At 33.7% G+C, this 261-nt stretch carries 1 pseudogene; it reads left to right on the forward strand.

The annotated features are described in order from the left end of the window. Positions 1 to 210 (forward strand): annotated as a pseudogene (locus IQ282_RS00125) (hypothetical protein); the annotation flags it as partial. Positions 211 to 261 lie beyond the last annotated feature (51 nt).

Raw genomic sequence — 261 nt, forward strand, 5'->3', positions numbered from 1 at the left:
CTCAAACAAGAGTTCGATATAGCGAGAGATATCAAAGACCTAGAACTAAAGAAAAAGCTCATCAAAGATGCTATTGAGATATACAACAATTTTAGACCACACCTATCCAATCACATGCTCAAACCACAACAGATGCATAAACAGGATAAACTCAAAAGAAAACAGTACAAATCAAAAAAGCTCAACGATGCTAGAATCGTTGAGCTTTAAGTAATAAATTTAATCCTTCAATAATCTGTATCGGTTATTTAGGACGAGACA

The organism is Nonlabens antarcticus (genome assembly GCF_015356755.1).
In the GTDB taxonomy this organism is placed as follows: domain Bacteria; phylum Bacteroidota; class Bacteroidia; order Flavobacteriales; family Flavobacteriaceae; genus Nonlabens; species Nonlabens antarcticus.